The organism is Tardiphaga sp. 866_E4_N1_4 (genome assembly GCF_052076075.1).
In the GTDB taxonomy this organism is placed as follows: Bacteria; Pseudomonadota; Alphaproteobacteria; order Rhizobiales; family Xanthobacteraceae; genus Tardiphaga; species Tardiphaga robiniae.
Genome location: NZ_CP197242.1, coordinates 2,662,574 through 2,689,210 on the forward strand (window position 1 = coordinate 2,662,574; position 26,637 = coordinate 2,689,210).

At 58.0% G+C, this 26,637-nt stretch carries 27 protein-coding genes and 2 pseudogenes; 11 read left to right on the plus strand and 18 right to left on the minus strand.

Features of this window, described 5'->3' with window-relative positions; translation table 11 throughout:
• Nucleotides 1-182: 182 nt before the first annotated feature.
• Genes AB8B20_RS13095 through AB8B20_RS13105 form a run of 3 tightly spaced genes read right to left on the minus strand, consistent with a single transcriptional unit; the run spans nt 183 to nt 1,088 of the window.
• Entirely contained in the window at nt 183-446 is a 264-nt protein-coding gene (locus AB8B20_RS13095) for a hypothetical protein (protein WP_147421558.1), read from the minus strand.
• A 59-nt stretch (nt 447-505) separates the two neighbouring features.
• Nucleotides 506-907 carry a hypothetical protein gene (locus AB8B20_RS13100; RefSeq protein WP_439068591.1) on the minus strand — a complete coding sequence of 134 codons (402 nt, stop codon included), beginning with the start codon at nt 905-907 and terminating at the stop codon, nt 506-508.
• The gene (locus AB8B20_RS13105; protein ID WP_120286842.1) at nt 861-1,088 is read right to left on the minus strand and encodes a hypothetical protein; all 228 of its coding nucleotides are present in this window, start codon (nt 1,086-1,088) and stop codon (nt 861-863) included. Before AB8B20_RS13105 ends, AB8B20_RS13100 begins: the two co-directional genes overlap by 47 nt.
• A 1,325-nt stretch (nt 1,089-2,413) precedes the next feature.
• Here AB8B20_RS13105 and AB8B20_RS13110 point away from each other — a divergent pair.
• Entirely contained in the window at nt 2,414-2,599 is a 186-nt protein-coding gene (locus AB8B20_RS13110; RefSeq protein WP_068738891.1) for a hypothetical protein, read from the plus strand.
• A 9-nt stretch (nt 2,600-2,608) separates the two neighbouring features.
• Here AB8B20_RS13110 and AB8B20_RS13115 read toward each other — a convergent pair whose 3' ends face one another.
• The 3 genes from AB8B20_RS13115 to AB8B20_RS13125 all read right to left on the minus strand — a co-directional run bounded on the left by AB8B20_RS13115 (nt 2,609) and on the right by AB8B20_RS13125 (nt 4,813).
• A complete protein-coding gene (locus AB8B20_RS13115) occupies nt 2,609-2,914 on the minus strand; it encodes a ribbon-helix-helix domain-containing protein (protein WP_439072827.1) in 306 nt (101 codons plus the stop codon).
• Nucleotides 2,915-3,021: 107 nt separating this feature from the next.
• Nucleotides 3,022-3,717, minus strand: a complete 696-nt coding sequence (locus tag AB8B20_RS13120) for a helix-turn-helix transcriptional regulator (RefSeq protein ID WP_439072828.1) — start codon at nt 3,715-3,717, stop codon at nt 3,022-3,024.
• A gap of 811 nt (nt 3,718-4,528) precedes the next feature.
• On the minus strand, nt 4,529-4,813 hold the full coding sequence (locus AB8B20_RS13125; RefSeq protein WP_439073086.1) for a hypothetical protein: 285 nt from the start codon (nt 4,811-4,813) through the stop codon (nt 4,529-4,531).
• On the opposite strand from AB8B20_RS13125, the gene AB8B20_RS13130 reads away from it, so the two are divergent.
• Entirely contained in the window at nt 4,739-4,897 is a 159-nt protein-coding gene (locus tag AB8B20_RS13130; RefSeq protein WP_439073072.1) for a hypothetical protein, read from the plus strand. The genes AB8B20_RS13125 and AB8B20_RS13130 overlap by 75 nt on opposite strands.
• On the opposite strand, the gene AB8B20_RS13135 is transcribed toward AB8B20_RS13130, so the two are convergent.
• Complete coding sequence (locus tag AB8B20_RS13135; protein WP_199711949.1) at nt 4,857-5,033, minus strand: hypothetical protein; 177 nt, start codon at nt 5,031-5,033, stop codon at nt 4,857-4,859. The two genes, AB8B20_RS13130 and AB8B20_RS13135, sit on opposite strands and share 41 nt — an antisense overlap.
• Before the next feature lie 736 nt (nt 5,034-5,769).
• On the opposite strand from AB8B20_RS13135, the gene AB8B20_RS13140 reads away from it, so the two are divergent.
• Nucleotides 5,770-6,063 carry a hypothetical protein gene (locus AB8B20_RS13140; RefSeq protein ID WP_439072829.1) on the plus strand — a complete coding sequence of 98 codons (294 nt, stop codon included), beginning with the start codon at nt 5,770-5,772 and terminating at the stop codon, nt 6,061-6,063.
• Nucleotides 6,064-7,324: 1,261 nt separating this feature from the next.
• Here the strand turns inward: AB8B20_RS13140 and AB8B20_RS13145 are convergent.
• A pseudogene (locus tag AB8B20_RS13145) lies at nt 7,325-7,503 on the minus strand (RlpA-like double-psi beta-barrel domain-containing protein); the annotation flags it as partial.
• Nucleotides 7,504-8,658: 1,155 nt separating this feature from the next.
• Between AB8B20_RS13145 and AB8B20_RS13150 the strand changes: the two are divergent.
• The 6 genes from AB8B20_RS13150 to AB8B20_RS13175 all read left to right on the plus strand — a co-directional run bounded on the left by AB8B20_RS13150 (nt 8,659) and on the right by AB8B20_RS13175 (nt 12,021).
• Complete coding sequence (locus AB8B20_RS13150) at nt 8,659-8,979, plus strand: hypothetical protein (RefSeq protein WP_120286815.1); 321 nt, start codon at nt 8,659-8,661, stop codon at nt 8,977-8,979.
• A 302-nt stretch (nt 8,980-9,281) separates the two neighbouring features.
• Nucleotides 9,282-9,539, plus strand: a complete 258-nt coding sequence (locus tag AB8B20_RS13155; protein WP_120286816.1) for a hypothetical protein — start codon at nt 9,282-9,284, stop codon at nt 9,537-9,539.
• A gap of 520 nt (nt 9,540-10,059) precedes the next feature.
• Complete coding sequence (locus tag AB8B20_RS13160) at nt 10,060-10,710, plus strand: outer membrane protein (protein WP_439072830.1); 651 nt, start codon at nt 10,060-10,062, stop codon at nt 10,708-10,710.
• Nucleotides 10,711-11,088: 378 nt separating this feature from the next.
• Complete coding sequence (locus AB8B20_RS13165; RefSeq protein WP_139069979.1) at nt 11,089-11,328, plus strand: hypothetical protein; 240 nt, start codon at nt 11,089-11,091, stop codon at nt 11,326-11,328.
• 48 nt (nt 11,329-11,376) lie between these two features.
• On the plus strand, nt 11,377-11,601 hold the full coding sequence (locus AB8B20_RS13170; protein ID WP_068738776.1) for a hypothetical protein: 225 nt from the start codon (nt 11,377-11,379) through the stop codon (nt 11,599-11,601).
• Nucleotides 11,602-11,670: 69 nt separating this feature from the next.
• Entirely contained in the window at nt 11,671-12,021 is a 351-nt protein-coding gene (locus tag AB8B20_RS13175) for a hypothetical protein (RefSeq protein WP_068738777.1), read from the plus strand.
• Between the two features lie 388 nt (nt 12,022-12,409).
• Here the strand turns inward: AB8B20_RS13175 and AB8B20_RS13180 are convergent, their stop codons facing one another.
• Nucleotides 12,410-12,748, minus strand: coding sequence for an integration host factor subunit beta (locus AB8B20_RS13180; protein ID WP_439064762.1), 339 nt, complete (start codon nt 12,746-12,748; stop codon nt 12,410-12,412).
• Between the two features lie 353 nt (nt 12,749-13,101).
• Nucleotides 13,102-16,284: a GAF domain-containing protein gene (locus AB8B20_RS13185; RefSeq protein ID WP_439064763.1), complete on the minus strand. Its 3,183-nt coding sequence runs from the start codon at nt 16,282-16,284 to the stop codon at nt 13,102-13,104.
• Nucleotides 16,285-16,945: 661 nt separating this feature from the next.
• On the opposite strand from AB8B20_RS13185, the gene AB8B20_RS13190 reads away from it, so the two are divergent.
• Both AB8B20_RS13190 and rpoH read left to right on the plus strand, forming a co-directional pair.
• The gene (locus AB8B20_RS13190) at nt 16,946-17,398 is read left to right on the plus strand and encodes an Hsp20 family protein (protein ID WP_231081045.1); all 453 of its coding nucleotides are present in this window, start codon (nt 16,946-16,948) and stop codon (nt 17,396-17,398) included.
• 111 nt (nt 17,399-17,509) lie between these two features.
• Nucleotides 17,510-18,391, plus strand: coding sequence for an RNA polymerase sigma factor RpoH (rpoH, locus tag AB8B20_RS13195; protein ID WP_439059641.1), 882 nt, complete (start codon nt 17,510-17,512; stop codon nt 18,389-18,391).
• A 31-nt stretch (nt 18,392-18,422) separates the two neighbouring features.
• Here rpoH and AB8B20_RS13200 read toward each other — a convergent pair whose 3' ends face one another.
• The 8 genes and pseudogenes from AB8B20_RS13200 to AB8B20_RS13235 all read right to left on the minus strand — a co-directional run.
• Nucleotides 18,423-19,112, minus strand: a complete 690-nt coding sequence (locus AB8B20_RS13200) for an alpha/beta hydrolase family protein (RefSeq protein WP_439072831.1) — start codon at nt 19,110-19,112, stop codon at nt 18,423-18,425.
• Nucleotides 19,109-20,353, minus strand: a complete 1,245-nt coding sequence (locus AB8B20_RS13205) for a DUF763 domain-containing protein (protein WP_120286824.1) — start codon at nt 20,351-20,353, stop codon at nt 19,109-19,111. The genes AB8B20_RS13200 and AB8B20_RS13205 overlap by 4 nt, the downstream gene beginning before the upstream one ends.
• Before the next feature lie 28 nt (nt 20,354-20,381).
• Nucleotides 20,382-20,939 carry an alpha-ketoglutarate-dependent dioxygenase AlkB gene (locus tag AB8B20_RS13210; RefSeq protein WP_120286825.1) on the minus strand — a complete coding sequence of 186 codons (558 nt, stop codon included), beginning with the start codon at nt 20,937-20,939 and terminating at the stop codon, nt 20,382-20,384.
• Nucleotides 20,940-21,185: 246 nt separating this feature from the next.
• The gene (locus AB8B20_RS13215) at nt 21,186-21,800 is read right to left on the minus strand and encodes a cell envelope biogenesis protein TolA (RefSeq protein WP_120286826.1); all 615 of its coding nucleotides are present in this window, start codon (nt 21,798-21,800) and stop codon (nt 21,186-21,188) included.
• A complete protein-coding gene (locus AB8B20_RS13220; RefSeq protein ID WP_120286827.1) occupies nt 21,800-22,048 on the minus strand; it encodes a hypothetical protein in 249 nt (82 codons plus the stop codon). The genes AB8B20_RS13215 and AB8B20_RS13220 overlap by 1 nt, the downstream gene beginning before the upstream one ends.
• 661 nt (nt 22,049-22,709) lie before the next feature.
• Nucleotides 22,710-23,117: a BLUF domain-containing protein gene (locus tag AB8B20_RS13225; RefSeq protein WP_120286829.1), complete on the minus strand. Its 408-nt coding sequence runs from the start codon at nt 23,115-23,117 to the stop codon at nt 22,710-22,712.
• Between the two features lie 265 nt (nt 23,118-23,382).
• Nucleotides 23,383-25,926, minus strand: a complete 2,544-nt coding sequence (gene uvrA / locus AB8B20_RS13230) for an excinuclease ABC subunit UvrA (protein WP_439072832.1) — start codon at nt 25,924-25,926, stop codon at nt 23,383-23,385.
• 249 nt (nt 25,927-26,175) lie between these two features.
• Nucleotides 26,176-26,355 (minus strand): annotated as a pseudogene (locus AB8B20_RS13235) (PilZ domain-containing protein); the annotation flags it as partial.
• Between the last annotated feature and the right edge of the window lie 282 nt (nt 26,356-26,637).

The following is a 26,637-nucleotide window of genomic DNA, read 5'->3' on the forward strand; positions in this document are numbered from 1 at the left end:
CCGCTACCATGCAGTTGTCCTGATCGACGCCTTCTTGCATCGGCAAGAATTGCTGGAGTGACGCCCGGCCCAAGCAACGGAAGCCGAGAGGCTTCCGCGCTCCTGACCAAAAGGTGGTGAGTTCACGATGCCTACTATCGTCGGAGCACTTGTTTTCTGGAACACGGCATTGCTCATAGGGCTTAATGCCGCTCGGAGAGCCGATCGTAATTTTCTTTCACTATCGCTCTGAGGTCAGAGTAGACGTCTGATCGGGATGACCCAGCCGCAAGATCACGGAACGCCTGACTGAAGGCTTTCGTCTTTTCACGGACCATCAGATCAGCCTCATTCCATGCGGCCGTCCCGCCCAGCATAAAAACTTGCATACGCAATGCGACGACCCGGCTTGCTTCGAAGCCGAGAAGGGAAGCTTCGGTCATTGCGACGAGAGTAGATGCAAACATGTTGGCTCCCAGCTTATGAGCTCCCGTTCAAACGGGACGGGACTACGTTGGAACATCTCCTATTCAGCATCGTTCCCTGCAGTTGCACCGGTGGTCGTGCGGCCGGCGCCGCGCGCCGCATTCAGCGCTGTGACGGCGATTTCTCGAAGTCGATCCCGGGGAAAGTTCAGCCGAAGCATAGCCTGGAAGCCGAGTTCGTAGTTGCCAAGGATCTCCCGCTCGAGCGCTAGCGCAATCGCTTCAATCTGAGCGGGGGAAGGCGGCGGATCTGGAACGTCATCGGCTGGCAACGTTTTGGTGGAACCACCCGCAGCGAGGAGCGCCTCAGCCATCAAGACACCTATCTGGACGCTCAGCGCGCTTAGTTTCAACAAACCGTCGACAATATTGCGAGCAGGATCGTAACTCATCTGTCTAGCAATGGCGCCGCCGCGCCATTGCTGCTCCGAAAAGAAAAGCAACTAAGAGGGTCCCCAATGGCGCGTCCCGTGTGACCTTTGCCAGAATGTCTAACGGTCTGCCGGGCTTGCGACCCTCGTCGATCGCTGTGCTGACCCGGTCGGCGGCGTCTTTGACGCCGTCGATGACGACATCTTTCAAATCTTCGGCCGGCTCTGCAGGTGGTAGCGTTTTGTCAGTCATGTCGTGATCTCCTCGCTGCAGCAGCACAAGCTTGCGATCCGGCATATCGTTCCAAACAGTCTCGGAACTGTTCTCCAACATTCGCTTTGAACCGGCTCAACAGGGAGCTCGATCATGTCATCCACAGCCGTCGCGATATTAATCTCGGCAATTGTCGCAATTTCAGCGCCTGCTTTCGCCCAAGGTGGTGGAGGTGGCGGCGGGGGAGGATCTAGCGGCGGCTCGGCGGGTGGCAGCGCGTCTTCAGCTGGCGGCGCAGGATCGTCTGGCGCTGGTGCCGGCGGAGCTACGGGCGCTGCCAACTCCGGCAACATCGGGACCGGCAACATCAACAGCGTCACCGCGGCGCCATCGTCCTCAACCAGCTCGCAAACCTACGGACAGTCGCCGGTTGGCGCGGCTGCGACGAACTCGCTGAGCAGCACCAACACGGGCGTGATGGCCAATCCGAACGCTGGGCCGCCTTCTTTGAGAAATAGCGGCGCCAGCGTCGCTCCGGCCGGCCGGGTTGGGGACAAAACTCCGAGCCAAGATGCGAAGTGAGGCCGCGCACCAGCAGCCGCCTGTTTCCGAAGTTTCAGTTCAGACCATGCGCGGTAGCAGTCATACCCAGCGCTTAATCGACGTGGTGATTGCAGTCGGCCGCTAGCAGGCGAAATTCCCAGCGCCGACCAGGATTCACCAGCAAACATTCACGGGCACAATCCGCCAACCCCAACGGGTCCAAACCTGTCGATGACGAAGACACGGGTCACGCCAACCCGGACCCCAACCGCCAATGCCCCAGCCAGCGCTCGCCAGGCCCAGACCAAATCCCGCGCCGACGAACGCCGGTCCCCCCCAGCCGCCGCGCCATCCACCGCCGCGCCACCCACCTCCATGCCATCCACCTCCGTGCCATCCACCTCCGTGCCAGCCGCCGCCACCATGAAACCCACCGCCGCCGAAACCGCCGCGAGCCGAAGCATCGGTTAGTGGAAGCAGGCTCATGGCGGCAACAGCAACTGCAAGGATTACTGTTTTCCGTAACATCGCTTGTCCTTTCCCGGTCATGGTCGCTCCCGGGACGATGACGCAGTTCGGGCCGTTTTGTTTCAGGTGACAGCGGAAGCGATGGCCTGGTTTCCAAGGGCGGCGGTAGCAGAAAGAGCCGGTGAATGTGATCGCTTCTCCCCGGTCCTGCACCGGGCGCTCGGCTGTGTCGGTGACAGTTGCGGACTGGTTCGGCGTCGGTGCCTATCCGGCGTCTCGCGGAAGATCGCTTTTGCGACGGATCAAAACTGCCCCAGCTGAGTTTTTTATGGCTAACAGCACAGGAGATGAATATGAGCGTGGAAGGTAAAATCAAAGAAGGTGCCGGCTTCGTCAAGGAAGAGCTGAACGAACACGGCAAGGACGCGGAGAGCAAGAAGAAGGCCCAGCAAGGTCGCGACCTCCGCAACGAAGGCCGTGTCGAAGATGGCAAGGCTCCGAAGACGACACCGCCCGGCTCCGGTCATCCGGAAAAATAATGTCGGCAATTATCGAGAAAGCCCGCCCTCTCCGGAGCGGGCTTTTTGCTGCCTATCCGCATCGGCGCCAGTTGCCGAGCGGTATTTGGCAATAAAACGCTCCACAACAGAAACTCGGATCGCTGACGTAAGGTTAGAGTGGACTCGGTCGCGATCTATCCGCCTAGTCAGTGTTAACCGAGAGATACCTTCTTCGCTCGCAATCTCTGTCAACGCGTCCCAAAAGGCATCCTCGAGGCTAACGCTCGTTGACGTCCCGTTAGTTCGGGTGAAAGTTTGCTTTCGTGGCTTTATAGGTTTCCCCAGGTTAGCCATAGCGATTGATCCCCTTAGTGCGCGCAAAGCGGAGCTACGCCCTTCAGCTCCAACATCTCTCCATCGATCGCACCGCACTCCGGCTTTCTGGCTGCCTATCGCCGACCTCAATTGCCATGAGACGGGAGGACGGCGACACGCCCGAGTAATGCAACCAGCTCCGCCTGCCGCCTTGTTTGAGTTTTGACGAACAGAGAGGCCAGGTGTGAGCGGATTGTCGTCCGGCTCAGACGCCGGGAGCGAGAAATATCAAGCAAATTATGACCACGCGCCAATTCGACTGCAAGCTGGCTTTCCGCGGCTGTAAGGCCGAACAAGCGCCGCAGCGCCTCAGGCGTCGGCTCTGGATGAGCGTCAAGATCGAGCAGAATGATGGTGCTGGTTTCATCGGTCCAGACATTGATCATCTGGCTTACAAGCCTGGTGACGCCTTCCCTGAAGGAAGTCGCGAGCCATGATGTCGAGCCAACGGGAATTTGCGCTCCCGCGCGATTCACGAGTTGCTTGACGGCGCGATAGAGTGTTTCCCCGCTCGCGGCGCCACATTCGCGTTCCAATATCGCACGACCGATTGCGCTCAGGTCAAGCAAACCGCCTCGTTTGAGTAGAACTTGCCCGCAGCCAATTCGCGCCAGGACCGCGTGTAGTACGTCACGTTGTCCAGCTAGGTCAGGCTTCTTGTCTGGATCAGCATCCGACCTGACGAGGGATGCGCGATTGGAAATGTTGAAGATTGATTCCCTGCATGGATGAAGGGATGCAATTGCGGCAGGCAATGCGGCACTCTGGGTCAAGTTCAACATTGCGTCTTTCCCTTTGCCTATTACGTCGTTTGAATGATAAGGCTTGATCGAGCCAAGAGCATTCCGACGTCAACGAGCCGTGTAAATGCTCCGCACGGAGTAATCCGACTGCACACCTCCCCGAAGCCTCGCAATCTAGTGCTCCGACTGACACAGAAAAATAGGAAGAGCGATGCAGAACCTTGCTCCCTTCTGCGCTAGGCGTCGGGCTAGAAGGCTCATGCACACTCGTACCCCATTGTGGCTACCCCCTGTGCCACGGGCGGTGCGACGTTTTCGCAAAGCGAACTAAATCTCAATAGAAGTATTGTACGCGGTTATTGGATGATGGGATGTGTTATGCGTATGCTCATTTTCGGTATCGCATTGTTGTTTGACGCGGACGCGTCGGCTCAGCCCATCCTTGCCCGTGAGCCCCACACCCTGCCCCCCTTTGCTGTCGTCTATGTCCAGAACAACAGCTGTAGTTACGGCAAGGTGCTGAGGGTCGTCGGCTCCCTCAAAGGCCTCCAGCGCAAACGTACTTGCGTTTCTGTGAGCTCCGCTCATGCAGAATTCTAATGCCCACCTCAAGGATCGCGCCAATCGCTGTGCTGGTTGCCTGGATCATCGCCGTCGCGGCTGCTGGCATTTTTCTAGTACGACTATGAGCATTACGCTTCTGCCGCGAACCGAGCGAAGTACTTAAGCGCATATGCCGGGAACGGGTTAGATGGCCGCGCGTACCAACGTATGCGTCAGACAATTCAGCCAAAGTAGAATAGTTTCTTGCTTTAAGATCAAAGAGCCACGACTTACCGCGATCGAGGAGCTAGACCCAAGGAGTGCCGTAGTAATCATTGAGCGAGGCAACTGCCATGCCGACGATGGTCCGCTCTCCCTCATTGACGCGGTGCAGAATCCGCTTGGCGATGACGCATCGGTTTTCGTGACTGTCAAGGCAACGAGGTAAGGTCTCGCACGCTTTGGCATGCCAGTGGAGCAAGTGATTGCGAAGGTGCTGCAGTCCGGCTACTCGCTGATTTCCAAGCTCGAGGCCGACGATGGCCGATGGGAAGTTGAAGGCATCAAGAACGGCAAGAGGACGAACTTTCACGCCGACCCGAAGAGTGACGTAATCATTGCCAGAAGCTGGCCGACTAATCTCCGCTGCTGTTCTTCGCTTTCCCTTTCTTTTTAGGTTTCAGCGCCTCAGCTTGAGCTCGGAACGCTTCGGCTAGATTGTGCATGCGTTCAGCGTGCTCGGTGTCTTCCGAGCGCAGAGCTACAGCCTCGGCTTTCTTAGCCTGCTTCCTGAGCGACTTCGTTGGTTTCATCCCACATTATATCGCGGCGCGCCCTTTAAGGAACGATGTTCCCTGACGTTGCTTGTTGGAGCAGCCGGACACCATCTCTCCAAGGTCGATAATCCGGTGAGGCCCGACGACATTGCCCCCGATGACGTCGGGCCGAATTATTGCGAGGTACCCCCGCTGCTCGATTGATCTCAAGCGCAATTCACTTTTCAGACTGACCATTTCTGATAATTTGTCACCGCTATGCCACAGACCCAAACGCCGATCTGTCCGAAATGCGGATCTGTCACTGCTTGGCTGCGGTCTACTCCGGCGGACAAGGGCATGGTCATCCATGCCTACGAATGTCCAAAGTGCAGCTTGATCCATGCCGCTGTTGGGCCAGATCCAGTGATCCAGGCCGAGGGCTGGTTGAACGGCGAGCTGCGACCGCTGGAGAAATAACCGTGACAAGGCGCCTGCTTGCGAAACCATGGGATACGGAAGACGTCGCCAAGCTGAAAGAGCTAGTCGACAGCGGAGCGTCTGCTCTACGTGCCGCAGCGGCGCTCGGCCGGCCCATTACGTCAGTCAAAAGGAAGGCGTGCGATCTGGGGATTTCGCTGCCAAGCGTCCGCAAGGTAAGGGCGGACCTGCGAGCCAAAGGCGCTATCGAAGACCTTCGACACCGATAGTCTGTGGGAGAAGCCTGAGCGCTTGACCGGAACTAATCCGCAACAGGACGTTTGAATCTGCCGTTCAGTTGCGGATTTGAGTTATGCCATGGTCGACGCGTTTTCCAGACCCCATTGCCCTCCCCGCTGGCGGTAAACTGGCCACCCTGCAGGATGCCGGCGAATACATCACCCGCCTGCCGAAGCAGATGCACGACGCCCCACCGTGGCAGGACGCAATGCACGTGTTGATACAGGCCGCCGAGTACGACGGGCCGATCGAGTTCGCACGCCTCGGCATGTTGCAAGCACTCTTTCCAGGAGGCACGCCGGTTTACCACTCCGTCGACAAGGATCCGAAGTGGCGCAACCGCTACAAGCTCGTGAGGGATCAATGATGCGCGACATCGACACCATCAACGACGCCATGGATGACGCTCGGGCCGTCTTACACAGCTCATGTGGCCGGGACCGCGGAGCCCGCAATTCGTCTTACAACGCATGCTCGAAATACTTGACCACGAAGACGTGAGCGCTGCACAGGAGCGGCTGCGCAAGGGCTACGGGCGCCTTCGGCTCGTGGAATAAAAATGGCCAGCTGTCCCTCAGGATAAGTCCGGCCATAGTAAACTAAAGTCTAGGTGAACGTTCCTGCGGCTGCTTATACCAATTTCGTGGAAGTCCTGCATTTGCAGGCCTACGCATTGAAATACCAAGCAGGTGAGCTTTGCACACAGTTGCCGCTCGCGTCCGTCCCAACTCTCTGGAAATATCGTCAGGAGATCGGCTGCCAGCCGGATCTCGTAACTTTGCAATATCATCATCGGTCCACACCCGATATTCGTGCGGCATTTCCATCCTCCATACCGACGCTACCTTCCCGGCAAAAAAAGATTATGCGCCGCAACATGGCGGTTCAATCATATTTTCGGTCTTGCTTGCTGAGGGCCAGACTCACGTCTGCCAAAGGTGGAGAGCGCATCGAATTGCGCAAAAGACCACTTTCGAGATTGTGGATCGATTAGTAGCGCTGTGCCGAGTGCGTCGATGGCTCTGACGACGCCCCAACGAGAAGCGATCGCAACGGCTGCACGACTGAGAGCGATATCTCGAAGGTGCGAAGAGTTTGCGAAATTCGGCGGGTATCGATCAGTGTCCGACCGGCTAAATGCTCTGGCGGTGAAATACCAGGAACGAGCGCGGAGAGTTGAGGAACGCGCCGGAGTGTACTTAAATGGGGGCACGCCTGACGACAGGCCGTCGTTCAGTTTGCGGAGAAGGCGCCGCCGTTGTCCTGAATGACTGCCGACTGACCTTCTGCGATCGGCCACCGTCTGTCCAACAACTCTCGCACCTCTTGCCGGACCACTTCCGTACCCGAGTAGTAACCAAGGCAGAGGCCCGCATATCCGCCGATCAGAAAACAAGCGAAGCAAGCCATTAATGTTATCCACATCGCAGGGCCTCCATGCTTCATGGACCTTAGCTCTTCGCCGCATGTACACGAGCTTCGACGTCGAAACGGTATTCTCCCCGCCCGCAGCCGGCGACGTCAATGATAACCGGATTTCTGTCTCAAGTCGCTTAGTTTCTCGCCGGCTGAGAATCGCTCCGTAAACAAGACCGGGTCATCCGGGTCGCCCTCTCGGGCCTCGTGGGCTACTGAACGGTTACGCGCGCGATCCCGCCCATGCCGATTGCGTTGGCTGCTGCTCGAGACGGGTCGATGCAGCCCCTCGATGAACGGGCCGGTCCGTGATGCGGACCCGCACCGATCTGCCGTTGTTCTTGTTCGTGACCGTGACGTGGCTACCGAAGCGCCGGCTCTTGTGCGCGGCCATCGTTCGCCCGAAGCCGTCCTACCGCCGTGGTAGCCATCCCCAACGCCGTACTGGCTGGCGACGCACGTTTCTTCCTTGGTCAACTTGACGCCAATCGAGACAACGCCTTCGAGAAAATTCTGGGCAAACGCCGGCGAATTGAAAAAAATGCGCACAGCAAAACGCACGCGGAGAACAGGCGGATCAATGAGTTTCCTTGGGTTGCGATGCTAGAGGTCGATGGTCGGCGTGACCCTAGAAGCCACGCTTAGGCCAGGCCCGGCGCTCATGGATTCGGTTGAGCGTCGGGCCATTTCGCTGCCGGGCTTGGTTGGAACTAAATCCGTTTTTGCCAATTTTTTCCGCGGTCGGCAGTTTCTGTCGTGGGCTGCCTTCCGGGCTCGGCGGCGTACCCTTGCACCCAACTCGACCGCCGCCGGGCCTCTCTAAATTTCCATCACCGGGCTCGGGATCATTCCGCACCGAGTTCAGTGAGGCGGCCCGGCGGTCGATCCCATCCGCCGTCGGGCCGATCTTCCCCGAGGAACGAATTAGGTTTGCGTTGATTTTTTACGAAGCCGGCAGCTTTCCTCAGCGGCTGTTGGTTAGGCTCGGCGCCTGAGTCCAAACGGGCGCTGGGCCGCCTCTTTAAGCGTGCGCGCTCGGACGAATTCGGCTCTCCAAAAACCTGTCAAGGCGAACGTGATGCCAGTCCCAATAGCGGCGCACGATCTCGGGGCCTTCTCCTCGATGATGAAGGATTTGTTCTTCGAGGACGGCGCTTCCTTTGTGGCGGTGATGGCGCACAAGGCCTGATGTTAGATTTGCGCTCCGGTTCGACCCCGCGTTTGCCTTTTCCACGAAGAGACCCGACCGGGGCCCTAAACATCTGGACTTACAGCGCGCCGATTCCCTAAGCTATCTTATCCCAACTGGTTTGGAATCCGATGAAACAACATCCTTCGAGGATGGGGCTAGGCATTGCGTTAGGGGTGTGCCTTGGAGCTGTCCTCGGCATTGCCATCAGGAACGTGACCGCTGGCATCATTATCGGCATCGCCGTAGGGGCCGTGATTGCGGGTTACGCAGATCATCGATCCCGGTAGCAAGCGCACGCCCGGCTGCTCCCCATCTCTCCAAGGAACATGGCGCGCTGGTTGTCGTTTTCCCCTTATGTCCGACGAAGACGAGCCCGTCACCGAGATCGCCGCTCCGCCCGTTTTGGTCCCCGAAACCAATCGATTGTGGCGGTTAACGCCTGCATTGAATCTGCTTGAGAAGAGCAGACAGATTGCCATCGTCCCCGCCGAGACCGAGGGGGTGGCTCGCGCCATTGCGACGAGAGCAGATCCCATGGGACGGGATTGGCGTGATCGCGTCTCGTTCGCAGCGGATAGCATCGAGACGACCGAGCGGCACGTCATCGGCGACGTAATATTTCGATCTATCCCGCAGCAGCCTCCTCCAAAGCCGAAACGAACCAAGAAGGCCTAACCATGCCCAAGAGAAAGACTGAGCATGAACTCGAGATGTGGGCCGCAGATCTACTGATGGAAGCGCACGCGATCGCTCAATGCCCCACCACGGCTATATGCGCTTGCGACACAGCCATCACGCTGTGGACTACGCTCTGTCGCTGGCAGAACACCGAACATTCTCGGGCAAAAAGGAGCGGATCGCGGCGGTCGAGAGCGTGCTCGATGGGCTGAGTGATGAGTGTCCCGCATGCTGACACCCAGCTTGCCAGATCTCATCGACTTTCCAAATGTCGTACTGCGCTCGGGTAAGCTCAAAGCATGACAAAGAAACCCGCGGCTTCCCTGCATGACAAACCACTCAACATGCCCGCCGAGGATGACCTCGAAGCGCTGCTGGCCCTCGATGTGGGCGTGATGTCGATACACGATTCCCCGCTCCTTGGTACTCTGACGTTAGTCACCCGAGATGGGCACTACGATTTTCTGATCAACGAACAGATCGCCAACGAACTGGTCCAAGAAGCACGAGCTCTTCTCCGAGGCGATAGCCCGTCTCTGGTCGAACGTAACGAATAGTCAGATTGCCATTGGTCAGTAGAGCTTGTTGCCCACATTCCGAAGAAACGGACTTCGAGTGCATCCAGGTGCGGATCGCCGACACTCGCAACAACAGGACATGATCGCTGCAGCGCGAAAATCGAGGACGATAGACAGAAGAACGAGAGTACGGGTTAGAAAAATGCTCCGCAGCGACATCACTCGCCCATTGAATGCGAAACCCGCCTCGCTCCGGGTGCAGCGGGCGGACAGCTTCAATACCGAAGTCTGGATACCGGCGGTGTCCCGCCTCGATCCGTGCCCATGATCAGGCCTGTCACGCCGGCATGTTCCATCAAGGCTTGCTTGATCAGCTGGATGCTCAACGTCGCTCTTCCTGCGTATGGAACCAGACGGTAGCGGGTGCCGCACGCTTTAATTTGTTCCCGCCTGCCGCTCACAACTTCGGCGCGATCGTCCCCGTGTGTGCCTTTTGAGAGACGGTAGTGGGGCGTATTAGTTCATACGATCTCGCTACAGATTCAAAATGGAGCGACACATGAAAAAGTATTTACTCGCAACGGCCGCGCTACTTTTCGCTGCAACGTCGGCCTCGGCTGCCGACATGGCTGCACGTCCCTATACCAAGGCGCCCGCAACGGCGCCCGCGATAATCTACAATTGGACCAGCTTCTATATCGGCGGTCACGTCGGCGGCGCCTTCCGCGGCAATTCGAACAACGTTCTCGGCGGCGGTGACGACGGTCGCTTCATGGGCGGCGGTCAGATCGGTTGGGACACGCAGTTCGCGCCTAACTGGGTGTTTGGTCTGGAAGCGAACTACAGCTTCATCGACACCAGCAGCAGCTTTGCAAACCGCGGTCTCGGTTCGGTTACCGGCCGTCTCGGTTACACATGGGGCCCGTCCCTTCTTTACGTAAAGGGCGGTTACGCCTGGGCCGACTCGCGCTTCACCAACGGCTTCACCGGCGATGGTGGCCGGGATGGCTACACAGTTGGCGGCGGTCTCGAATATCTGTTCAGCCAGAATTGGTCGGGCAAGGTGGAATATCAGTACTACGATTTCGGGACGACCAGTTTCGTCACTCCGACGTTTGCTATCGGCGGCTTCCGAAACGACGAGCACACGATCAAAGCGGGCCTGAACTACCGCTTCAATCTGGGCAACTTCGGCACCGGCACCTTCTAAACACTGACGTCAGTGAGAGGCCGGCAAATGAATGCCGGCCTTTTCTATTTGCCAGACGATTGGCGAGACAATCAGAACAATTACGGCCGCCGCGGACATCTCCGTGGCGGGCGCATTTCTTCAATCAAGGTGAGAGTTGTCAGTTAATATACCCTCAGCCAGCGCACATCGTTGATCGCCCTATCCAGACCTGCCCCTGGTTCTGACACCTCATCTCGGAGTCGCCGAGCGCATCGAGCACGATGATTGCACGTTTGATGACCACCTTAAGGGCGGCGTGAAACATGGCGACAGAGTGATCATTCATTGCTGAACCTTCGCGACCGGGAACGATCCGCCACAGCGGCTGTTTTCTGGAAAACTCGCCGGAGCCAATCGATGAAAGTGATACTTTCTAAAAAGGAGCTGGAGCGCGAAGCCCTCGCGGAGATGAGAAAACGCCCAGGTTGCGAGACGCTGAAGGCAGTCGACGTCCAATACAGTGACCTTCGAGCCGATACGAATTGGACTCTGTATGCCTTCACAGAAGGCCGAATTGATCCAGGTGCTTTGCATAGCGCGCTGGAAATGACAGTAAACAAACTGCGCCATCAATATGAATTGCGCGCCCCGGAGTGATCCCTTACAGGAAGTCAGACTCCCACCTCGTCCTGAAGTCTGACCTCCATGCTTAAAAAGAAAGCGACCGCCAACGAGCTGATCTGGCTCTTTCACGAGAAGCTTGCAGGCTCCAACTTTCCCAATGCCGGGATTGCGATTATTCCAATCGGTAACGGCAATTGGTCCGCGCTGACGAATGCCACCGAACGCCGGCACTATCCCGATCTGGCAAAGACTGTGGTGCGAATAGAGAAACAACTCCGCGCTCGCTACCTCCTGAAAGAAGTTTGATCTCCCTTCACGGGCGGGAACTAAGCCGGCGATTGCCTGTTCTACGGTCCCATCGACCAAGGCTGCATCTTGAACAAGACCAACCAGTTTGACCTTCCTACGCTGCCACATGCCCAAGCCGCCGAGCGCTCTCGAATGAGCGACGACCAAAGCCTGATCAAGGCCCGTTACTGCAGATCGATCCTGAAGGTCGCCGCGATCAGCACCGAGCAGGAAGCCCGCATTTTGCTGAACGGCCTGGCCACCGAGCAGGTTACCACGAACACCTCTCCCGCGATGGCCGAGGCTGAACGAGTAGCTTTGACTGCGATCCGCGATCTGGCTGGATATCAGCACAGCCGAAGCGTCCCCCAAAGCTCCAGCGAGTGGATGCGTGCCGCGCGAGCAATCCAGTTGTGGCTAAACGTTCACGATCAATAGGCATCGTGCGCGCGGAATGCGGAGAAACGGACGCGTCCGATAGAAAACAGCAAAAGACATCTCGTGAGCTGTAGCTTCTGTATCGGAACGGCCTTTTTCGAAGCTCGTCTTAAAAACTTCATTAAAGGCACGCGCCGCTAAGGCATCCGGCGCCAGACCTTTACCCTACGGTACGCAGTACGCAGATGCGTATCTGTGATGCGTACCTCGCCGTCCGAAAAATAGCTCAAGTGGCGGATGTCGTTGAGGTTTCCGCCTACTCGTTTTGTGATACGCAGTATGCATTTTCCCCAGACAGGAAAAAATCTGCGCGTGAGGAGAGCGCCGGTCCTTGGCGATTGCGCCTAAAATGCTTTCAGACTTTCCCCTACGATTAGACAAAGCTGGTTTAGCTCCCCGAAAAACCGGCGGCCGGTCTTGAGGCAGCGCTCATTTCCGGCGCAGCATTTTCGCGATTCAGGCGCTCGCGCATTTCCTTTCCGGCCTTGAAGAACGGAAGGCTCTTTTGGTGCACGGTAACATGTTTTCCAGTACGTGGGTTGCGGCCTGCACGAGCGGGGCGATGCCTTACCGAGAATGCGCCGAAACCGCGAAGCTCAGCCCGATCACCGCGTGCCAGCGCAGCGACGATCTCATCGAGAATCGCGTTCACGATGTTCTCAAGGTCCCGCTGGTAGAGGCGCGGGTTATGTTTAGCGATGCGTTGAACAAGTTCGGATTTGACCATCGTGACGTCGGAAATTTGGCGGGAGGCCGCATTTCCTCGATCTGACTTGCACTGTCAAGATGCAATAAATTGGGGAATCGTCGAAAAACCTGACGCGGCGAGACCTGTTGATCTGCACTCATCAATCTTGGAGCGGAACCAAATCAACCACTTCTGTTTTCATAATCCAAGTGCGATATCCCAATCGATTTCCTGTCTGTTCCCGATATTGAGGCTTCCGTGCACCTTCGATCTGGCCGATGGGCATTAGCCGAGGAGCGTCAATTGATCGCGTCGATCGAGGGGAATACGTCGGCTGCCAGAGCTCCTGTATCTGTTGTTTTCGTTCAGCTTAAGGCGCCGCAGCTTTGGTTTTAGAGGCCGTCAAGCAACGCCCTGACCTTTTCTGCAAGATCGTTGATTGTATAAGGCTTTGAGATGAGATGCGTACCCGCATCCAGAACGCCATTATGGACTATGGCGTTTCGCGTATAGCCCGTGGTGAACAAAATCTTGGCGTCGGGCAACAGCGGTTGGAGGACTTTTGCGAGCTCACTGCCTGTCATTTCGGGCATCACAACGTCCGTGAAAACCAAATCGGGCCGTGAGCCGTTCTCAATGAGGTGAATGGCTTCTCGCGCGCTTGCAGCTTCTATGACCGAATAGCCAAGTTCTCGAAGCGTCTCGACAGAGATCGCTCGCACGCGTTCTTCGTCCTCAACCACCAGGACCAGCTCTTGATGCTGCCCCACGTCTGCGCGCACCGCGCCAGTCGAAGCATCGGTCGTAACCTCGCCGTAGAAACGCGGCAGGTAGATTTTTACGGTGGTGCCAACATCAGGTTCCGAATAAATCTTCACATGACCGCCCGACTGACGCACGAAGCCGTATACTTGACTAAGGCCAAGGCCCGTGCCTTTTCCGACTTCTTTGGTCGTGTAGAACGGATCAAAAACTTTGCTCAGCACATCGCTGTTGATACCGGTACCGCTGTCGGTCACTGCGATGAGAACGAACTGTCCCGGTTCAATTGAGTATTGTCGGGCATACGCCGCATCCACAGACGCGTTCATCGTTTCGATCGTGAGTTTTCCTCCTTGAGGCATCGCGTCCCGCGCATTGACCGCGAGGTTGAGTAAAGCGCTCTCAAGTTGAGCCGGATCGGCTTGGACGTTCCACACCCCCGCTGCGAGCACTGTCTCGATTGCAATGGTCTCGCCCAGCGACCGATCGAGAAGCTCGCTCATACCCGCGATCATACGATTCACTACGATGACTTCTGGAGCTAAGGGCTGCAGGCGGGAGAAAGCCAGCAAGCGCTGGGTTAAGGTAGCGGCCCGGTTAGCGCCGTCCAAGGCTCCGTCAATGAAGCGGGTGATGTCAATGTCACCCTTTGCCAGCTTCCGGCGGGCTAGATTCAAGCCTCCGATGATCACGGCGAGCATGTTGTTAAAGTCGTGAGCTATCCCGCCAGTCAATTGGCCAACCGCCTCCATCTTTTGGGCCTGTCGCAGCTGCTCCTCCGCCTTCGAACGTTCGGCAATCTCCGTGGCCACACGTTGCTCGAGATCGATATTGAGCGCCTGCAGCTCCGCCTCGGCCCGTTTCCGCTCGGCGAGCTCCCTTTCGACAGCCGCAAACAGCCTCGCATTGTCGATGGCCGTCGCCGCGTGTCCCGCAATTCCCAAGAGAGCAGCCTCATGCTCTTCTTGGAACTTGCCGGTTTCCTGATGGCCGAAGAACAGCCCTCCCAAAACGTCACCGGTGCGTGAGATGACCGGTACCGCAAGGTACGAGCGCACCGGAAGGTGGCCTTCGGGCATTCCTTTGCGGGGAGCGTTCTTGCCGTATCGCGGGTCGGCGAGGATGTTTTCTGATCGTACAACCGCCGTGCCAAGAAACGTCGGCTCAAACACTGCTGTATTCCGCGGCATCGGAAAATTCGCGAATGCAGACCGGGGCGCGCCGGAGAGCGCGTAGAGCATGTAGCTCTCGCCCTCGGGCGAGAGAACATTGTAGAAGAACGCGCCAAATTCCGCACCGCAGAGCTCCAGGCCGGCATCCGTAACGGTCTGGACGATGGTCTCGAGATTGCGTTCCCTGGCGACGGTTGCCCCCGTGTCATTCAAGATCCTGAGATGTCGTTCGGATTTCTTGCGCGCCGTGATATCGATGACAGTGCCAACAAAGCGCACTGCGTTGTGATTGACGAATATTGCGTCACCCGTTGCGGCGAGCCATCGTTCGATCCGGTCCTCGATTCCAATCGTCCGATACTCGATGCGATATGCAGCCGAGGAGGAGGGGTCCAAGGCGTTGGTCACCGCGCGATGAACGCGTTCGCGATCGTCAGGATGCAGCCCCGCAAGAAACGATTTTTCATATGAAATCTCGGCTTCGGATGAAAGGCCAAACAGAGCTTTGCATCTCGCGTCCCAGCGAAGGACGTTATTTACCGGGTCAAAGTCCCACGTTCCGATACCGGCTGCGTTGTTAGCTAGGCTGAGGCGCTCTGCGGCTTCTCGCGCGGCTTCTTCTGAACGGACTCGCTCGATATGAGCCCACGACCTTTCGGTAACCTCCGCAAGCAGGGCCAGCTCGCCAGCCGCCCAGCGATGGGCGGCCTGATGATGTATTGCCATCAATGCCGTTAAGCGGTCCTCTTTCACGAAGGGCATGCAAATAGTGGATCCGATCCCAATATCTTGGAAGGTTCGGGCTTCTTCCGGCTCCAATTCTTCAAGATTGTCATTGATGATCAGCGGTCGGCCGTTACCCAGCTCCTGAACAGCTTTTCTGCCGAAGTCAGCAAGGCTGTAGTGACCTAAGATGTGTTTCGCGCCAGGTGCTGCCCAGTCGCCGCGAATAGTAAAGCCATCCTGATCTTCATCCATGTCGGCATAGGCGCAGTTAGACACGTTGAGGTGCTGGCCTAGCATCCGGGTCGTGACTGATAGAATCTCGTCGGCCCTCCGGCACTTCGCAGTTTCTTTGCCGAGGTCATCCAGAAAGACAAGACGGGCTTCATTCGCCCGAATAGTTGCCTCTGCCCTACGCCGTTCTACCGCAGTCCGGGTCCGGTCAGCGACCTCCCGCATGAGGTCAAGTTCGGCGTCTGACCATTCTCGTGCTTCGGCATTGTTGAGATAGAGCAATGCCACCACGCCGTTTGGCTCAAGGATGGGCATGTTCACCAAGGCGCGTGCCGAAATAAGCTCAAGGGCCTTCGCCTGATGTCCTACCCGACCATCTTTTTCGGCGTCGGCGAACACCACGGTTACGCCGCGCTTCAAGTCCTCAATGTAGCTGCCGTAATCCCGGAATTGCAGAACCCCAGCCAGGCTTTTTATGCCCGGCGCATTCCAGTCCCGGCTTATCGTAATGGTTTCAGCGGAAAGGTCGATCGTGCCGTAACCCGCGCGGCTGACACCGAGAGCCCGCCCCAAGGTCTCCGCGGCGGAGTACGCAAGATCGTCAGGGTCTGATATCTGGCGGATATGATCGCCCAATGCGGATAGCACATCACTGCGCAGCCCCGAAGCCATCATTGCCGTCATGCGAAGGCCTCAGCTGGCGGCAGCTGTACAAGGTCGCGACGACTCGAAGCGTTTCGAACGGGACTGAGAAAAAGGCTCACGTGACCCCATAAATTCAATAAAATTCGGAATTTGGTCAATTCGTTGCCGGCCGTCAGGTTCCAATTATCCGTTTGGCCAGGTTAGCTGACCGCCGCGATTGCCAAATATTCAGCTGATAGGGTTTGCGGCTGTCAGAGAGTTGAGGAGTCCGTTCATCCCAGACAAGGAATGCGTTCATACCGCTTGGGCATCGGATGGCATTGCCGTCGAAGAAGGAAAGCCAGTGGTGAAACGCCCCCGTCGGCGCTAGGAGCCCGCCGCATCTGGCGGGATCAGTCGTCTCGACCGCGATCGGCTAATCGCCCCTTACTAGGCGTCATGGATCGACGTAAGCTTAGTGGTCGCCTCCTTCACTCCTTTCTGTTTGAGACGGCGATCAGCGATGTAGAGCGGTCGACTGGGCGGTCAAGAATTCGCCCGCGCGGAAGCCAAAAAAATTTGCCCCACCCCCCTTGAAACTTTCCGCCAATTTTTTTTATTTTAGGTGCGCTGGACGCCAGAGGTTGGGTCCAGCGTGAGGCGGACGCCGGGGGTGTCCGGCGCCCGCTCATACCCATCTTGCTCATTGGAGGATTTGGCTATGAAGACTTACGACTTTGCTCCGCTTTGGCGCTCAAGCATTGGCTTCGACCGCCTGTTTGACCTCGTGGATGCCGCTCAGCGCGCGAACGAGGACAGTTTCCCCCCATACAATATCGAACGTGTCGGGGATGACCGATACCTCATCTCGCTTGCTCTGGCGGGTTTTTCGCCGGACGAGATCAGCTTGACGGCAGAGCAGAACGTTCTGACGGTCGAGGGCCGCAAAGGCGAACAGAAGCGCGACTTCCTGTTTCAGGGCATTTCTGGTCGCGCGTTCAAGCGGCAATTCAACCTCGCCGACCATGTCCAGGTAACCAGCGCGACTTTCGAGAACGGCCTTCTGCAGATCAACCTGATCCGCGAGATTCCCGAGGCCATGAAGCCGCGAAAGATCGCCATCAACGCAGGTCCGCGCTCAAACGTCGAGCAACTTGAAGCCAAGGCGGCCTGACGCCTATTCGATCACTTCGTGCAATCGTTCCGCGATGGCTTCGGCCGTCGCGGATTTGCGCGACATTTGGCATGGCGCGTTGATCACTCGCGAAATCGACAGGAGGCAGGGATGACCCAGTTCGCACTTCCAGCCTTGGCCGCTGGAGAAGGCCTTACAAACTATCTCACCGCGATCAAGCAGTTTCCTCTCCTCAAACCTGAAGAGGAGCTCGCCTACGCCAGGCGCTTACGCGAACACGGCGACAGGAACGCTGCCTATCATCTTGTGACCAGCCATCTCCGGCTGGTCGCCAAATTGGCGATGCGCTATCGCGGCTATGGGCTGCCCATCGCTGATGTCATTTCGGAAGGCAACATCGGCCTGATGCAAGCCGTGAAGCGATTTGATCCGTCTAAAGGTTTCAAGCTTGCGACCTACGCCACCTGGTGGATCAAGGCAACGATCCAAGATTACATCCTGCGGTCGTGGTCGATCGTCCAGATTAGCGCCAAGTCCACCCAAAAGCGGCTGTTCTTTAACCTGCGTCGCTTGAAGAGCAAGATCGCAGCGCTCGAAGAAGGCGATATGCAGCCCGACCACGTAGCAACGATAGCGCGCCGCTTGAATGTGCCTGAACGCGAGGTCATTGAGATGAACCGGCGGTTCCTCGGAGACATGTCGCTCAATGCGGCTTCACGAGTGGACGAAGAAGAAGGCGCTGAGTGGCAGGAGCGCTTGGCCGACCCAACGTCGAATTTTGAAGACGACGTCGCGGAACGCAGCGAACTTAACTGGAGGCGGCAGATCCTCGGGCAAGCGCTCGCCCATCTGAAACCGAGAGAGCAGCGTATCATCGAAGCACGATGGCTGTCGGATACCCCTCTTACACTTGACGACCTGGCCGCAGAACTGGGCGTGTCACGCGAACGTGTGCGGCAGGTGGAAGTCAGGGCACTCGAAAAGGCCCGCGCGTATGCAGCTTTGCTGGCCGGAGACATGGGCGCGAAGTAATTCGATCCGAGCGGGCTCGACGGGGGCGACATTAGCTTTCCAAGCGCTCCACCCATTGGGAGATGGTGAGCGCAATTTCCGCCACTACGTCCTGGTCGGTCCGTCCGCTGCGGGCCGGGATATGAAAGCCGTGATCGGCGCCATCGATTAGGTGAGAGGTTGCCCTCGATCTCAGTCCCTTGCAAACTTGGCGAAGGAGCACGGGCTCCGCCAACTTATCACGCGTTCCCTGGATGAAGAGCATGGGGATCCGAATGCCTGCAAGGTGTTCGGCCCTTGTGATCGAAGGTTTACCGGTCGGATGTAGGGGGAAACCGACAAAGGCCAGCCCGCGCACATCTTCGATCGGATCTTCTGCTTGCGCCTGCGAGGTCATGCGCCCGCCGAATGACTTGCCACCCGCGATAATAGGCATGCCGCGGCATCGACGGCGGGCGTCCGCCGCGGCCAATCGTATGGCCGCATGCGCAACAGCCGGAGTGTCGGGGCGTTTGCTGCCCTTCTCCATGAACGGGAACTGGAAGCGCAAGGTCGCGATGCCATGGCCATAAAGCTTTGCAGCGACATCTTCCATGAACGGGTGCGTCATGCCTGCGCCTGCACCGTGGGCGAAGACGAAACAGGCTTGCGCGTTCCGCGGCTTCATCAGGAGGGCTGAAAGCGCGAGCGCGTCCTTGCTCTTCAGCGTCAGGGGCGTTACGCGCGGCAGCCGGGTGTTCATTTCGCTGTCGAGCGCTCGCCGAATCGCTCCTCCTCCAAGCCGAAGACCGAGCGACCGCCGAGCGCGGAGGATGCCTGTAATTCGCCATCCACGAAATCCTCGAAGGACGGACCGCTTGCCGTTTGTTCGAGGCGGCGAGCCTGGTCGTCGAGCCGTTTCAGAGTCTGCATCTCCTCGTCTCGGCCGAGCTTGGCGTTCTGGACGGCTGTCTTCAGCACGCGGATGGTCTCGTCGTAGACCTTGATCGGCACCGGGTACGGGTGACGATCCTTGCCTCCATGGGCGAGTGAAAACCGCGCCGGGTCGCGGAAGCGGTACGGCGCGCCATGGACGACCTCGGCCACCATCGCAAGCGAGCGGACCGTCCGTGCGCCGACGCCCGGCGTGAGCAGTAGCTCGGGAAAGTCGAGCGGCCCGCGCTCGGAAGCCGCGGCGAGCGTGCCATGAAGGCGCCGGGTGAACACATCGCTCGAGCGGACATCGTGATGCGCCGGCATGACGAGATGCGGCAGGAGGGGCTGGGCAGGCGCGCTGCCAGTCAGCGCCGCGAACTCGTCGACGATGCCGTCGGGCCCCAAAGCCATCAGCAGGTCCAGTTGCGCTGTTCGGGAAGGCGCGGCGCGCCCATCCGTCAGATTGACGACGTTTCCTTGAAACGGACCATCGATGGCGCTGTGCGGTTCATCGACGAAACTCGTCAGGTTCTCGGAATGCCAATGATAGCGACGGGCCTGTTTCTTGTCGCCGTTCATGCCCTGCTGGACCACCGTCCATTTGCCCTCGTCGGTGACGAAGAAGCCGTGCAGGTAGAGATCGAAGCCATCCTGGACCGCTGCGCTATCGACCTTGGCGACGAGACGGCTCGCGCGCGTCAGGGCGGCCCCGTCGAATCCGATGCGGTCGCCGAGCGCGTGAAGTTCGTCAGGAGTTTTCCGCGAATGCTGGCCCCGACCTCCGCAGACGTGGATGCCGAGTTCGTCCTGCAGCGGACCTAGGCCGCGCTTGAGAGCACCGATGACGCTGGTCGTGATCCCGGACGAATGCCAGTCCATTCCCATCACGGCACCGAAGGATTGAAACCAGAACGGATGGGACAGCCGCCGCAAAAATTCGTCGCGACCGTAATGGTGGACGATCGCCTGGGTGACGATGGCACCGAGCGCTGACATGCGCGAGGCCAGCCATGGCGGAACCCGTCCACCATGCAAAGGAAGATCGGCGCTGCCGGTCCGTTTCGCCATTCGTCCTCGATATCCGATTCTTTGCCATTTAGGGGCTACGCTCGACCATCGTCCGGAAGGTGATGGAGTAGCGTTTGGCTTCGACGGCCGGAATGCTGTGTTCCCATACCGACCGCGCCTCGCCGGACATCATGTAGATCGAACGAGACTTCGCTTCGAGGGTGAAACGCTCGAACTTGGTCGAAGCGGGCCTGCGAAATCCGAACTTGCATATCGCGCCCAGCGACAGGCCGAAGATCCGGTCGAAGTGCGGCTTGTCCCTGTGCCAACCGATCCCGACGCCGACGTCGTATTCGGTGCAGAGGACTTGCTGTATTCGCGTACTGGGTCCACCGAAAGTCTCGACGCGATGTGAGACATCGGAGAGCCATTGAGGAATTGGCTCGGCTTCAACGAGGTGGCGTGCCGTATAGTCGTAGCTGAACCCGAAGGAGGCTACGCGACGCTTGCCCTCATACTGGCCGAACTGAAACGGCTGGAGGGGCAAGTCGGCCACTTGGGCTATAAGGTCGAGCGCTTCCGCTGCCGAAACGAAGTCTTCGGCATACCGGAGTCCATCGGGACCTGGCGTGTTTTCCGCAAACAAACTGAATTGGTCGGACAGTGGATTCTACCAAGGCTGTGGATCTACGACCCACTTATGGAGCCGCAGCGCAAAGTCAAAGGTCAGGGGGATCCCGCACATCATAACCAACCAAATAAGAACGGGGCGTACGCGATCGCGAGGAGAATAAGCGCCAGTGGAAAAGCCGTTGCAATGAAGATTGTATCCATGTTGCGAGGCTGCATGGTTACGAAACCGAACAATCTGAGTTCCGTTCCAATTCCCGCCTCAGTCGCCGCCCTTCTTGGCCCGACGTAGCGCGGCGCCCAGCTTCTCCCGTTGCTGCTCCCAGCGCCGTCGTTCGGCCTCCGTGCGATTGTCGATTTCGTCGCGTTCCGCCTGTATCGCGGCATCTCTCGCGTCGTGCTCCTGTTCAGCGGCATCAAAGGCTACTTGTGCGCTTGCAACCTGCGCTGCTTTCCGGTCTCGCTCCTTGATCCTGGCTCGCTCTTCCTTGCGCTGGTCGGCTTCGCGTTTCCGCTGCTGTTTGTCGAAGATGGCCGCGGCTCTACGTGCTTCCGCGTTGTCGACTTTGGTCGCTTTGGCCTGAGGAGCCACCCGCTTCCGCGGAATTGACACTTTCTTGCCGGCCGCAAGGCCTTTCGGAAGTTCGCTCGTCTCCTTGAACGCGCCATTGGTGCCGACTGCTCTCCGCAAAACGATGCCGGGATGCGCGATTGTTGCCGAGACGATTGCAGGGTCGTCGGTCTCCTCGGCGAAGCCCTGGTGAAACAGGTTGCTGTCGGCGCCCCAGATCTCGAGCGCGGCCTTCATGGACGGCGCGGCAACGGCCAGGTCGAAAAAGCCGATCGATGTCTGGTAGGTCTTGAGCTTCCGGGCCATCACTCGCAGGCCGGACAGGTGTCCGCTAGGCCATCGAGTACTTTCTCGATGGCTTTCACCCGTTGCTCCTTGTTCTTACCGGAGAACTTTCGATGTTCGGCGATCGATCTTGCATAATCCACGGCATGGTGGCTGTGACGAAGGCGCAGATAGCCGTGATCCGGACAGGGCGCGATGGCGTGGGCCTCAAGGAGGATATCCGTCGCCCATATGGATAGAGTCTCGGCGTCGTTCGTGTTCTTCGACATAGTCGCGTCTCTCTAGGGAATTTCGTCCCGAGAATGGGATTTGGCGTTGACCGGAAATCAGACATGCCGTTTCGGTGTTTTGACATTCGAGAATGTTGTCATCGTCGGGCACGGCTTGAAAACAGCTAAGCTATTCTTGAGTTCCTTCTCGGTCGGAAAGGCATTCACCATGCCTTGCGTCAGAGCTTCCGCCACCAATCGGCGATACCGGCGGTCGCCGGACTTTCGAAGGCGTGTTCTAAAGCCTCGGGTCGATGGAACCAGACAGCGAGTTGAGCGATTGCAAGTAGCTATCCACCGCGGCCAAAGGGCGTAGGTCGTTGCTACAAAATGGGCTCTATAGCATTGCGTTCAATGCCGGTCTCGGTGGGTCCGGAGGTGCCGGCGTCGTCGTGCTCTGTGACGGCGTTTTGCTTGGGGGCGATTCTTCTCTGCTGTACAAAGGCGCTTACTCGCAACGAGACGGGAAGTTCGAAGCGACTGTGCGGACATCGCGTCACGCCAACGAAATCCCGTCCCTGTTCGGGCTGGACGAGGCGACGCTGAGCTTCGCCGGGACCATCATTCGTGGAGACGCACGCGGCTTCGGCGCTTCCCCTCAGGTGCCAGACATCAGGTTGGAGGTCCATCTCAAGTTCAGGGCGCCCATCTGAGGGATTGTTTAGGTCTGGTTTTGGCTGCACGCCAACAGGAAATCCAGAGCCGACATAGCATCTAGATATCGCAATTTCACACGGCCGTTCAACCCAACGGCCTCGTTAACTAATGTCTGATCCGGCACCCGCTTGAAGCCCATTGCCCAGTTCGGAAACAGTCGATCACCATATGCAAGGCCGCGCTGGAGCAAGCTGATATCTCGATGCCGCGGATCGACGCTGATGCGGCTGTAAACTTCGATTACATTATCCGGCTCTCCCTCAAGCACCTGAAGAAAGTCGCCGTCCGAATGGACAAGCATGCCTGTTATATGCGCCGCATCATTCCGGGCCCTTGCCTTTTGCAGTAGCTCGGAAAGATCCCCGGATGAAAATGGCTCATTTGCAGTGCTAAGATACAAAATTCGAAACACGAACGACCTCCATACCCGTCAACGCCGGGTTCCAAAGAGAGTTCAATCGTGCCGTAGACGATCACGCCTCCCCTGACCGGCCGCGCCCCTGAGCTCACCGGAACAGGTGTCATCAAGTTTGACGGTTGGCCCGCCGACTTGTCCATGACCACGGCGGCTTCAATGCCCGCATCACCCCATTTTACGGTACGATCCCGGTGACGTTGCGATAAGCCATGTCTGGCGCCGGCTTCTTCAGAAAGACGGGAGTAAGTTGATCGGGTCTCTAACCGATTGAGGCTTCCAGAAATTTGGCCGTGCGGCTTTCGGCGTTGCGCGCAACATGTTGCGGTTCGCCAGCGGTCACGACGGATCCGCCCTCATTGCCTGCGCCGGGGCCCATATCGATTACCCAATCACTTTCGGCGACCACTGCCATATCGTGTTCGACGACGACCACCGTGTTACCGGCATCCACCAGGCCTTGAAGCTGCAGCATTAGCTTTTCGATGTCTGAGGGATGCAATCCAGTCGTCGGCTCATCCAGTACATATAGTGCCGACCCCCGCTGAGCTCGTTGCAATTCGGTAGCGAGCTTGATCCGTTGGGCTTCGCCGCCACTGAGTTCCGTTGCGGACTGACCGAGTTTGATATAACCGAGGCCGACCTCTCGAATGACACCGAGCGAACGTGCGAGTAGCGCATCTTTCTCGAAAAACGCGAGCGCATCGTCCACCGTCATGCCCAACACGTCGGCAATGGATTTGTCCCGGATCTTGATTTCCAACGTCTTCGCGTTGTAGCGCGACCCATGACAGGTCGGACATGGCGCGTAGACTGACGGGAGGAAAAGCAATTCGACGGTGACGAAGCCTTCCCCCTGACAGGTTTCGCAACGTCCTTTGGCGACATTGAAAGAAAAGCGGCCGGCATCATAGTGCCGTGTCTTGGCCTGCTTCGTGGCCGCGAACAGCTTTCTGACGTGATCGAAAAGCCCTGTATAGGTGGCGAGATTCGACCGCGGGGTGCGCCCGATCGGCTTTTGATCGACGACAACGAGACGTTTTACGTGCTCCATGCCCCCGACGATGTTGCCGCCAAGCGTTTGAATGGCGGTTTCCAGAAGGTCTCCTTCGTCCGGAGCGCCCCGGTCCTCTTCGCCGCTCTTGTGCCCCAATATTTCCCCAACCTTCTCGACCAGAAATTGAGTGATCAAGCTGGACTTGCCCGACCCCGAGATGCCGGTCACCGCGGTAAACACACCGACAGGAATGTCGACGTCGAGGTCGTTGAGATTGTTGCGGGTGACACCGCGAAGTTGTAGCTGACCTCGCGGGAGACGGCGCGTGCGGTCGATGGCCGTCGCGTTTCCGAACAGATGGCGCCTTGTTTGAGACGCCTCGACGCCGGCAAGTCCTTTAGGGATACCGCTGTAAAGCACCTCGCCCCCGTGAACGCCCGCGGCGGGGCCGACATCGACTATCCAGTCCGCGTGGCGGACGACATCCAATTCATGTTCGACGACGAAAAGCGAATTGCCTGCTGCCTTGAGCCGGTCCAGCGCTCGCAGGAGAGCTTCGGTGTCGGCTGGATGAAGCCCAGCGGAGGGCTCATCCAGAACATACACCACGCCAAACAGGTTCGACCTGACTTGGGTCGCCAGCCGGAGCCGCTGCAATTCGCCGGGGGACAGTGTCGGCGTGCTGCGCTCGAGGGCGAGATATCCCAGGCCGAGATCGAGCAGAACCGCCAATCTCCCGTTCAGATCTTCCAGGATGCGCTGGACCACGAGAGCTTTTTCCGGATGGTCTTTGGGCGTATGAGCTTTGCCTTCGAGATACGGCACGATCAACTCGCGAACGCCCCTTAAAGGAAGCTCAGACAGTTCCGCAATATCCAAGCCTGCGAATTTGACCGAGAGGGCTTCGGGCTTAAGCCGTTTTCCCCGACATACCGGGCAACGGCCGCTCAGCATGAATTGCGAAACCCGCCTCTTCATCATCGCGCTCTGCGTTGTTGCGAACGTCTGCAAGACGTATTTGCGCGCGCCGGTGAAGGTGCCGTGATAACTCGGCTCTTCCTTGCGTTTGAGGGCTCGCCTCACCTCAGCTGGCGTGTAGCCTGCATATACCGGGACGGTGGGCTGTTCCTCGGTAAAGAGTATCCAGTCGCGGGTCTTCTTCGGCAGTTTGCGCCAGGGCGTGTCTACGTCATGACCGAGAGTTACCAGGATGTCCCTCAGATTTTGTCCCTGCCAGGCGCTCGGCCAAGCCGCCACGGCTCGCTCCCGTATGGTGAGCTTGTCATCGGGGACCATCGAGGCCTCGGTAATATCGTGGATCCGACCGATTCCGTGACAGTGAGGACAAGCTCCTTCGGGAGTGTTGGGCGAAAATGACTCGGCATAGAGCAGTGGTTGTCCACGCGGGTAGTCGCCGGCGCGCGAATACAGCATGCGCAGCAGGTTCGACAACGTCGTCACGCTGCCGACCGACGAGCGTGTCGTCGGAGATCCGCGTTGCTGCTGTAAAGCCACGGCTGGTGGCAGACCTTCGATTTCGTCCACCTCAGGAATGGACATCTGATTGAACAATCTTCTCGCGTAAGGGGACACCGACTCAAGATAACGCCGCTGCGCCTCGGCATAGAGCGTGCCGAAGGCCAGCGAGGACTTGCCCGATCCCGACACCCCTGTAAAAACGACAAGTGCATTGCGGGGAATGTCGACGTCGATACTCTTCAGATTGTGCTCGCGAGCTCCGCGAACCCGCACGAAGCCCTCATCGACGGCCGAGTCGGCACCGTACGAACCACCTGTTCCTGCGTGCATCTTGCCCTTCCGCGCAAATTGGCGTGTGATATCAACCGCAGATGAAACTTTGGCGGACCAGTTCCGTTCCCCACACGGAGCTTCCGGCCGGTAGCATTGTTTGTCATAGCGACTACATACTTCATCGCCACGGAGTTGATCCTTATTCAAGCCTTTGCAATTAGTCGGGCGTGGCCATCGTGGTCGACCGGTTGCTGGCGCCATTCCGCTTTAACCGACTGAGGCTTCTTCTTCGCCCGTTTCGAAAACATCGCCTTTGACGCCAGCTAATTCGCACCTGCGAAAAGCGAGGCCGGTAGTGGATAATAGGAGGAAGAATTCGCAGAGGTTAAGGCCTTCGATCGACGCCTTAGTCGTCAGCGTGGCTCCGTATGTCGATACATCCCTCATGACGCATGAGCGGCGCCACGAACCATCGATCGCCGTCATTTGGACGTAGACACCGCGCTCGAAACGAACGCTGCCGAAACTGGTAGCGGTCTTAGGAGCACTGGAGGCTCTATCTCCTCAGGATATTGAGCACCACTAACCCAAATACGGACGGGGAAACATAAACGTCAGACCCGGCGGAGCTTCTCCATTTAAAAATTAGGCGACGCGAGCCACCAGACGGGTTTGGCCGGAGCGGCCTATCGCGTGGTGAAATAGAAGTCCTCGCTCCCCGACAGCGAGCCCTATGAACGGCGGCTTTGCGCCGGAAGCGACCATTCC